Source organism: Pyxidicoccus fallax, from assembly GCF_012933655.1.
Classification (GTDB): Bacteria; Myxococcota; Myxococcia; order Myxococcales; family Myxococcaceae; genus Myxococcus; species Myxococcus fallax.
In genome coordinates this window covers 1-8,668 of record NZ_JABBJJ010000448.1, presented here as the reverse complement: position 1 = coordinate 8,668, position 8,668 = coordinate 1, and the positions used below count along the sequence as shown (strand labels likewise).

General features: G+C 71.5%; 6 protein-coding genes and 1 pseudogene. 2 read left to right on the top strand and 5 right to left on the bottom strand.

Going from position 1 to position 8,668, the window contains the following annotated elements:
* The 3 genes from HG543_RS48425 to HG543_RS48415 form a co-directional block, all read right to left on the bottom strand.
* Positions 1 to 525, bottom strand: a 525-nt coding sequence (locus tag HG543_RS48425; protein ID WP_343073629.1) for a nucleotidyltransferase family protein, incomplete at its 3' end; no start/stop codon positions are given.
* 5 nt (positions 526 to 530) lie between these two features.
* Positions 531 to 2,015 carry an MraY family glycosyltransferase gene (locus tag HG543_RS48420; protein WP_169351758.1) on the bottom strand — a complete coding sequence of 495 codons (1,485 nt, stop codon included), beginning with the start codon at positions 2,013 to 2,015 and terminating at the stop codon, positions 531 to 533.
* Positions 2,016 to 2,140: 125 nt separating this feature from the next.
* Positions 2,141 to 3,277, bottom strand: coding sequence for a glycosyltransferase family 4 protein (locus HG543_RS48415; protein ID WP_169351757.1), 1,137 nt, complete (start codon positions 3,275 to 3,277; stop codon positions 2,141 to 2,143).
* Positions 3,278 to 3,424: 147 nt separating this feature from the next.
* Between HG543_RS48415 and HG543_RS48410 the strand changes: the two genes are divergently transcribed.
* Positions 3,425 to 4,543, top strand: coding sequence for an acyltransferase family protein (locus HG543_RS48410; protein ID WP_169351756.1), 1,119 nt, complete (start codon positions 3,425 to 3,427; stop codon positions 4,541 to 4,543).
* A 155-nt stretch (positions 4,544 to 4,698) separates the two neighbouring features.
* Here the strand turns inward: HG543_RS48410 and HG543_RS48405 are convergent, their stop codons facing one another.
* Both HG543_RS48405 and HG543_RS48400 read right to left on the bottom strand, forming a co-directional pair.
* Positions 4,699 to 6,621 carry an LTA synthase family protein gene (locus HG543_RS48405; RefSeq protein ID WP_169351755.1) on the bottom strand — a complete coding sequence of 641 codons (1,923 nt, stop codon included), beginning with the start codon at positions 6,619 to 6,621 and terminating at the stop codon, positions 4,699 to 4,701.
* A gap of 158 nt (positions 6,622 to 6,779) precedes the next feature.
* Positions 6,780 to 7,805, bottom strand: coding sequence for an ROK family protein (locus HG543_RS48400; RefSeq protein ID WP_169351754.1), 1,026 nt, complete (start codon positions 7,803 to 7,805; stop codon positions 6,780 to 6,782).
* A 353-nt stretch (positions 7,806 to 8,158) separates the two neighbouring features.
* On the opposite strand from HG543_RS48400, the pseudogene HG543_RS48395 reads away from it, so the two are divergent.
* A pseudogene (locus tag HG543_RS48395) lies at positions 8,159 to 8,668 on the top strand (hypothetical protein); the annotation flags it as partial.

Here is an 8,668-nt window from a genome sequence, read left to right as displayed (position 1 = left end):
CCCCGCCAGCGCGCGGAAGTGCAGCTCCACCAGCCCCGCCGGCCCCGCCAGCTCCACGTGGTGCGAGTCCTCCTCTCCATGCCGTCCCGCGTCCGCCGCCCGCACCGACAGCCCCAGCCCGGTGAGCGCCCGCACCGCCACGTCCACCTCGCCACGCGCCACCAGCAGGTCCACGTCCGTCGTCGCCCGCTGCAGCGGATCCGGATACAGCCGCAGCGCCAGCCCGTAGCCCTTGAGCAGCACCGGCACCACGCCCACCGAAGCCAGCGCCTCCAGGCTTCGCACGAGCAGCGCCTTCACCCGCATGCCCCGCGCCGCGCCCGTCAACGACTCGCGCCGCAGCAGCGCCCGCGCCTCGCCAGGCAGCACCCACCCGGCCCGGTCCACCGCATGGTCCACGAAACCCGCCAGGCCATGGTGCACGGCGGCGCGCACCAGCCCGTCGGCCTCCAGGCCCTCGGGAGCGGGATGCTCCGGGGCCCGGGGCCACGAACGCAGCAGCGCCCCCAGGGCGCGCGCGTCCACCGACGTCACCGCCTCAGCGCGAGGATGCGCCCGGGCTCCACGTCCTCGTGCGCGTGCAGGCGCGCGGCCCGCTCCGCCACCGCGTCCGCCACCACCTCGAGCGCCAGCTCCTCATCGCGGTTGATGGCCGTCCGCCCGTCGCGCCACACCAGCCGCAGCGAGCCGAGCACGTCATCGTCGTCCTTCACGTCGATGCTGACCTCGAACGGCACCGCCGAGCCCGCCGGGCGCTGCGTCTCGAAGACGATGCCCTCGGTCAGCCCGCCGGACTCGCGCCGGAAGCGCAGCTCCTGCCGCGACAGCTCCAGCGCCTCCGCCAGCGGCCGCAGCGCGTTCCACACGTCCTGCAGCGACGGCGCCGAGCGCACCGCTCGGGTGACGTCCTTCACCAGCGAGCGCAGCCGGATGTTGCGCTGCCGCACCTGCTGCACGTCCGCCGCGCGGCGCAGGTCCAGGTAGCCCAGCTTGCGCATCATCACCACGATGACCACGCCCATGCCACACAGCAGCATGGCGCTCTGCGCGCTGTTGGCGAAGTTCAGCCCCAGCGCCGTCAGCGTGAAGAGTCCGCACAGCCCGTACAGCACCAGCACCGTGGCGCGGTGGCTGAGCACCAGCCGGCTCATCACGCGGTGGTGGATGTGCTCCTTGTCCGCGCTGAACATCGGCCGGCCCAGCATCGAGCGGCGCACCATGGCCAGCAGCGTGTCCATGATGGGCAGCCCCAGCGCCATCACCGGCACCAGCATGGCCACCGTCGTGCCGCTCTTGGTGCTCGTCTTGATGGCCACCGCCGCCAGCACGAAGCCCAGGAACATGCTCCCCGTGTCCCCCATGAAGATGGAGGCCGGGTTGAAGTTGAACACCAGGAACCCGAGGATGGCGCCCGCCAGCGCGGCCATCAGCAGGCACAGCAGCATGTCGCCCCGCGACAGCGCGAGGAGGAAGTTGGTGGCCACGCCGAAGAACGCCACCCCACCCGCCAGCCCATCCAACCCGTCGATGAGGTTGAGCGCGTTCACCACGCCCACCATCCAGAACACCGTGAAGGGCAGGCTCAGCGCCCCCAGCACCAGCTCCGGGCCGAAGGGATTGGCGATGACCTCGATGCGGAAGCCCATCGCGTACAGCCCCAGCGCCACCGCGAACTGCACCGCGAACTTCAGCTTCGCACCCGTGCCGCGCAGGTCGTCATACAGCCCCAGCGCCGCGATGACGGCGCCGCCGATGAACAGCCCCGCCACCAGCTCCTTGTGCGAGCGGAAGTGGTAGCCCACCCCCGAGTCCACCAGGAACAGCGCGCACAAGGGCGCGAAGAAGCCACCGACGATGCCAATGCCGCCCAGCCGCGGAATGGGGCGGACATGCACCTTGCGGCTGGAGTTGGCCTGGTCCAACCACCCCCAGGCCACGGCCCGGTTGCGCACGAGCAGCGTGAGCACCAGGGCCACCATCAGCGAGACGAGGAACGCGACGAAAAGGGTAATCATTCAGGTTGAGCCGCTGGCCATGGTGACGGCCCCTGGCCTGGCGCGTCAATGAATGCCATTGTGTGATAACAGACAAGACCCTGCGGCTGCCTATAGGGCCACCGGGCGTAGGGATTCCACGTCTCTCAGCGTTTGCGGAGAAGCGTCTCGTAAAGTGAGAGCGTGCGAGCGGCGATGTCCCGCCACGTCATGCTTTGCACCTCGGCCTGGGCGGCGCGGCGCATGGCCAGCAGCCGCTCACGGTCCTCGGCGAGCGAGCGCAGTGCGCCCACCTGCGCCTCCACGTCGCCAATGGGGATGAGCCGACCCGTCACACCCTCTCGCACCACCTGGATGGCGACACCCACAGGGGAGGACACCGGCGCCAGCCCGGAGGCCATGGCCTCCACCACCGCCATGCCGAAGCCCTCGGAGTGGCTGGGGAAGAAGAGCACCTCTTCCTGCTGGAGGTGGCGCGGCAGCTCGACGCGGACATAGCGCGGCACCACGCGCAGCCGGGGGCGCACCTCGGCGGGGAAGGCCGCGAGCACCTCGTCCTCCTTCGAGCCCGTGCCGTACAGGCTCAGGGTGAAGGAGACGCCGAGCGCGTGCAGCCGGGTGGCGACGGCGACCATCTCGCTGTTGCCCTTGAGTGGCAGCCAGCTTCCCACGCAGGCCACGCGCAGCGGCGCGCCGGGCTCGGAGGGCCGGGGCTGCGGCAGCGCATGGAAGGGCGCGTCCAGCCCATGGCCGATGACGCTGATGCGGTCCGCGGGCACGCCCAGCCGCTCGCGCGCGTACTCGGCATCGGACGTGTTGAGGAGCACCGACTGGTCCGCCAGCAGCAGGGACTGGCGCACCTCCCACAGGCGGAAGCTGCCGCGATAGAGGGGGTACTTCCAGCTCAGCTTCACGTGGCCCGCGCGCGCATCCGCCCGCAGGCGCTCGGTGAAGGTGTGCTCCAGGCCGTGGCTGCGCGTCACCAGCGCATGGCGGGCGCGGGCACCGGGGCGTCCCATGCGGGCCCAGGGCCAGGCATCTCCGGTGGTGATGTCCAGCACGTCGTACCGGCTGGCCACGCGCAGCAGGTGCGCGGAGACCTTCCACGGGAAGCGCACCTCGTGCGACGAGCCGGGCTCGCGGATGTCGGGGAACGCCTCGTTGAAGCTGAAGTAGTCCACCTCGCAGCCGAGCGTCATCAGCGCGTTGCCCAGCGCGAGCGTCACGCCCGGGGCGCCGAAGTTGGGGTCCAGCAGGTGATGGATGCCAATGAGGACTCGCATGGGCGAGCGCCCTTCTAGGTCACCGCGCGAAAGAATGGCGACCTCTTTGTTCCCTCCATCCCTGCGGACGGCCGCCCCCCTGGCCGCTATTGACGCAATGGCGCCGTGAACGACAATGGCCCGCCCGCCGCCCTGGCCGGACCCGTCATGCCCTCTTCCGACCGACCGACCCTGCAGGCGTGCCTCGACAGCCGCCGCAACAACCTCGACTTCCTGCGCTTCGCCGCGGCCTCGGGCGTCATCCTCAGCCATGCCTTCCCGCTCGGCGAGGGCAAGGGCGTCGTGGAGCCCCTGGAGGACTTCACCCGGGGCCAGATGTCGCTGGGCCGGCTGTGCGTGGCGGTGTTCCTCGTCATCAGCGGCGTGCTCATCACCCGCAGCTGGCAGCACACCCCGGACGTGGTGCGCTTCACCTGGGCGCGCGTGCTGCGCATCTTCCCGGGTCTGGCCGTCATGCTCTCGCTGACGACGCTGGTGCTGGGGCCTGCCTTCACGACGCTGCCGCTCGGCGAGTACTTCGCGTCCGCGGACACGCACCTGTACTGGCTGCGCAACTTCACCCTCGTGGTCTCCCAGTGGCACCTGCCCGGCGTCTTCGAGGGCAATGCGTACTCGCATGCCGTCAACGGCTCGCTGTGGACGCTGATGTTCGAGGTGGGCTTCTACCTGCTGACGCTGGGGCTCGGGCTGACGGGCCTCTTGCGCAAGGGCATGGTGGCCTTCGGCTGGGTGGGCGCGGCGGTGGCCTCGCTCATCACCGGGCGGCTGGGCTTCTGGCCGGAGCTGTACCTGTACTTCGGCGCCGGCGCGGCGCTGTACCTGTGGCGCGACAAGGTGCGGATGAACCCGTGGCTGGCGCTGGGGTGCACGGCGGCGTGGCTCGTCATGGCGCGGCTGGGATATGGCCGCATCGGCACCGGCCTCTTCGGCGCGTACGTGGTGCTGTACCTCGCCTTCCTGCCGCTGGGCTCGCTGGCGAACTTCGGGCGCCGGGGTGACTTCTCGTACGGCGTCTACGTCTACGCCTTCCCCGTGCAGCAGGCCGTCACCGCGCTGCTGGGCGGGCGCACGGCGTGGTGGGTGAACGCGGCGCTGTCCTTCCCGGTGGTGGTGGCGCTGTCCGTGCTGTCCTGGCACTTCGTGGAGAAGCCCGCGTTGAAGCTCAAGGACTCGCCGCCCGCGCTGCTGAGGAAGCTGTGGCCCTTCGGTCCGCGCCGGCTCGCGGGCCTCCAGCCCGCCGCGCCCCAGGACCCCGGCGCTCACTGAAGTCGTCGCCCGCTTGGTCGTTGCCGGCCGCGAAGCCAGGGCGAAGCGCCGCCGGCACTCCGCTCACTTCCCGTCGCTTGCCCAGGGCGAAGCGCCGCCGGCACTCCGCTCACTTCCCGTCGCTTCCCCAGGGCGAAGCGCCGCCGGGACTCCGCTCACTTCCCGTCGCTTGCCAGCCGGGGCCCGCTCGTTGGCGCCGCCTCGCGCCTCGGCAGCACGCTGAAGCTGTCGCCCACCAGCCGGTCGTAGGTGAGCAGGCGGTAGCGGCGCAGCCACTCGGCCGGGGAGCCCGGCGCGGGGGCCGCGACGTCGCGCTCCGACAGCGGCAGGTACCCGTTCGTGGCGCTCCGCAGGACGTCGCTCTTCACCACGGGGACGGCCCGGGCCAGGTCCGTGAGGAAGGCGAAGAAGCCGTGGGGCTTCATCCCCGCCGCCTCGAGGATGCGCGGCGCGAACATGCCCATGCTGACGTGCACGTCCTGCTTCGGCAGCGCGAAGTTCGACCAGAGCACCACCGGCACCTCGGACATGCGCTCGCGCTGCGCGTCCGTCCACGGCTCCTTCAGGAAGCCCGTCTCCCGGTAGAGCGAGTAGTTGGGACCCAGCATCGGCAGGTGGTCGCCGAAGACGACGAGCAGCGTCCTGCGCGGGCGCTTCTCCAATGCGCGCACCAGTCGCTCCAGCGCGCGGTCCGTCTGGCGAATCTTGTGCGCGTAGTTCGTCAGCAGCAGCTTGTTGTCCGGCGACATCTCGCTCAGCACCTGGACCTCCTCCGCGCCGGTGAGCGGGAGGCTGTAGGGCCCATGGGTGGACATGGTGATGGCCATGACGAACTGGGACTGACGCTCGTCGGAGAGCTGCTGGAGGATGCGGTCGACGACGGCCTCGTCCGACACCCAGGGGCCCTCCAGCTTCGCGTCCGCGAAGTCCACGAGCGCCTGGAACGTGTCGAAGCCGAGCAGCGGGTACACCACGTCCCGGCTCCAGTACCAGCCATGGAAGGGATGGATGGCGGCCGTGCGATAGCCGGCGCTCCGGAACAGCGAGGGCAGCGCCTCCACGGGCTTGAGCACGTAGTGCTGGTAGGGGAACGAGCCATCCGGCACGAACGAGGCCGACATGCCCGTCAGCAGCTCGAACTCCGCGTTGGCCGTGCCGCCGCCGAAGGCCGGGCTGATGAGGTGGCCCGCGCTGTGCGTGGCGGACAGCCCGCGCAGGAAGGGCAGCGGGTCCGTGCTGAAGCGCACGCCGAGCTGCGTCGGGTCCCAGAGGGACTCGGCCATGAAGACGATGACGTCCACGGGCTCGGCGGGCAGGGGCGCGGGCGGCTCCGCGTCACGCCCCAGCGCCGAGCGCACCGCCTCCGCCGAGTACGCACCGCCCGGCTCCAGGCGCAGGCCTTCCCAGTTCCAGAGCATCATCAGCGGCAGCCCGTTGATCTGGAAGTTGGAGCGCTGGTCCCACACCTGGTGGAAGACGCCGAAGCGGACGAAGGCCTTCGGCACCAGGGGCAGGTGCTGGAAGAAGGTGATGGCCAAGAGGTACGCCAGCGACGCCGCGGCGAGCCCCGCGCGCGCCAGTCCCGGCAGCGGGAAGCGTGGACGGCCCCGCCTCACGGCGCGCACCAGGGCGACGACGGCCGACAGCACGAGGAGGCCACCGAGAATCGCGAGGACGGTGCCGGAGCCGGGGAAGAGCGTGGGCGCGAGCGACGTCACCTGCCGCCACTCGAGGAAGTCCCACGGCAGGAGCGGCCGGTTGATGAGCTGGAGCTTGCGGATGTGGACCGCGGACGTGAAGGCGAGGCCCGAGGCGACCAACGCGAGCGCGACGCCGAGCCGGTTCGTCGCGGTCCACAGCAGGCCCGTCACGCCGGTGATGACGCCGACGCTGATGGCCATCGACCAGAGGTTGCGCTCGTGGATGCCCTGGAGGCCCGCGGAGGAGAAGGCCGCGATGGTCAGCTCCGTCGCGGCGACGAGCCCGGCGGAGGCCAGGATGACGGCGACGCACGGCCAGAAGACGGAGCGGGTCCGCGGGGAGGAGAGCGCCTCGGGATTCAGTGAACGACGAGCCAACAGCGAGCTTCTCCGGGAAGTGCGCGGGCGAGGCCCAGCGGAACCGCGAGCCTATATGGCAGACACAGCCCGATTCCATGAAGGGAAACGGAGCCCGGCACCGGGGGCTCCCCTGTCCGGCCGCCACCACGGCTGGCGTACAGCGCGCGACGCGCTGCCTACTTCGCGGGCGGCGCGGCCAGCAGCGCCGCGCCGATGGCGCCCGCCTGGTCGCCCAGCTCCGCCATCAGCACCGGAGGCTGACGCCCGGGGACGAAGATGTGGGGGCGCATGGCCTCGTGGATGCGCTCGGCGTAGCGGGAACCGAGCCGCGTGCCCAGCCCGCCTCCGAGGACGATGGCCTCCACGTCGAGCAGGTTGATGGCGGAGGCCAGGCCCGCGCCGAGCATCCGCACGGCCCGGTCGATGAGCCAGGTGGCCAGCGGGTCCTCCTCGCGCAGCGCCTTGTCCCAGATGCTGCTCGTCAGGCGCGGGCGGCCCTTTTTCTCCATCAGCTCGAAGAGGATGGTCTTCTCGCCCTGGCCCACGGCCTTGCGCGCCTTGCGCTCCATGGAGGCTCGGCCCGCGTAGGCCTCCATGCAGCCGCGCCGGCCGCAGCCGCAGCGGGCGCCGCCAGGCTTCACCACCACGTGGCCAATCTCGCCGGCCGCGCCACGGCCGCGCCAGGGGACGCCGTCCAGCACCAGGCCTCCGCCCACGCCCGTGCCCCACCACACGCCCAGCACCGAGCGGTACGGCCGGCCCGCGCCCAGCCGGTACTCGGCCGCCACCGCGACCTGCACGTCGTTGCCGAGCGCCACGCGACCGCCCGTCAGCTCTCCCAGGTTGGCGGCCACGGGATAGGGCTCCGACCAGCCCCGGCCGACGTTGCTCACGTGCGCCAGCGTGCCCGCGTTGGCATCCACCGCGCCGGGGGCTCCCACGCCCACGCCCGCGAGCTGCTGGGGCGTCAGGCCCGCCGCGTGCGCCGCCTCCTCGATGGCGCCGTACATGGCCATCACCACCTCGTCGACGCTGCCCTCCCCTGGCGTCGGGTGCCGGGTCCGCCCGAGGACGGTGCCGGCGCCGTCGATGACCACGGCTTCAATCTTCGTCCCGCCCAGGTCGATGCCTCCCCAGGCCTTGGACGTGTCGGGGGGCGGTTGCTCCTTCTGGGTGACGTCCACCGAGGTCGCCTCGTCCATCTTGTGCCTCCGGGTTCCAGGCCCCGCGCACGGGCACCGTCGGCACGAAGATGCGCACTCCGTCCCGGAGCTCGCTGGGCGCGCCCGGTGGGTGGGCAAGGGAGCAGCCACCTTCATCACCGCCATCTCCCGGCATCGCAGCGGTGGGGCATCGGAGCTCCGGAAAGTGTCAGGGACAGGCAGCCGCGCCAGCGGTACGAGGACGCTCGGCCGCTTCGCGGAGACGGCTCACGGACGGGGGCCAGCGCCTGTTCATGGTGAACGCTCCCACACCGGTCCCCACGTGAGCAGAGTCGAGTCTCGCTAGAAAGACGCCCTCCGGCCGGGTACGACCACGGCACACGAAAGGAGCAGGGATGGACCTCATCGGACAGCTCTCGCAGCAGCTCGGGGTGAACGGTACGCAGGCGCAGGGATTGGCGGGCTCGCTGCTGAAGCTGGTGCAGGGCACGGTGAAGGAGAAGCTCGGCCCGGACGCCGCCGACCAGATGGGCCGCTCCATCCCGGAGATGGACTCGTGGCAGCAGTCCGCGGGCGCGGCGGCGCCACAGGCCGACGCGGGCGGTGGCGGGCTGATGGGCGCGCTCGGTGGCCTCATGGGGGGTGGCCAGGGCGGTGGAGGCGGCCTCGGTGGCCTGATGGGTGGAGGCCAGCAGGGCGGTGGCGGAGGCGGCCTGGGCGGCATGCTGGGCGCGCTCGGTGGCGCGGCGGCTCATGCCGGTGAGGTGGCCGCCGTCGTCTCGCTGCTGGGCCGCTTCAACATCGACGCGGGCAAGGCCACGCTCGTGGCCCCGCTGCTGCTCGACTTCCTCAAGTCGCGCCTGGATCCGGGGCTCGTCAGCAAGATTCTCGCGGTGGTGCCC

What these genes read in the sequence shown, in the direction of transcription:
- HG543_RS48410 (WP_169351756.1), top strand. Translation starts at nt 3,425, where the DNA reads ATGCCCTCTTCCGACCGACCGACCCTGCAGGCGTGCCTCGACAGCCGC.
- HG543_RS48420 (WP_169351758.1), bottom strand. Translation starts at nt 2,015, where the DNA reads ATGATTACCCTTTTCGTCGCGTTCCTCGTCTCGCTGATGGTGGCCCTG.
- HG543_RS48400 (WP_169351754.1), bottom strand. Translation starts at nt 7,805, where the DNA reads ATGGACGAGGCGACCTCGGTGGACGTCACCCAGAAGGAGCAACCGCCC.
- HG543_RS48415 (WP_169351757.1), bottom strand. Translation starts at nt 3,277, where the DNA reads ATGCGAGTCCTCATTGGCATCCATCACCTGCTGGACCCCAACTTCGGC.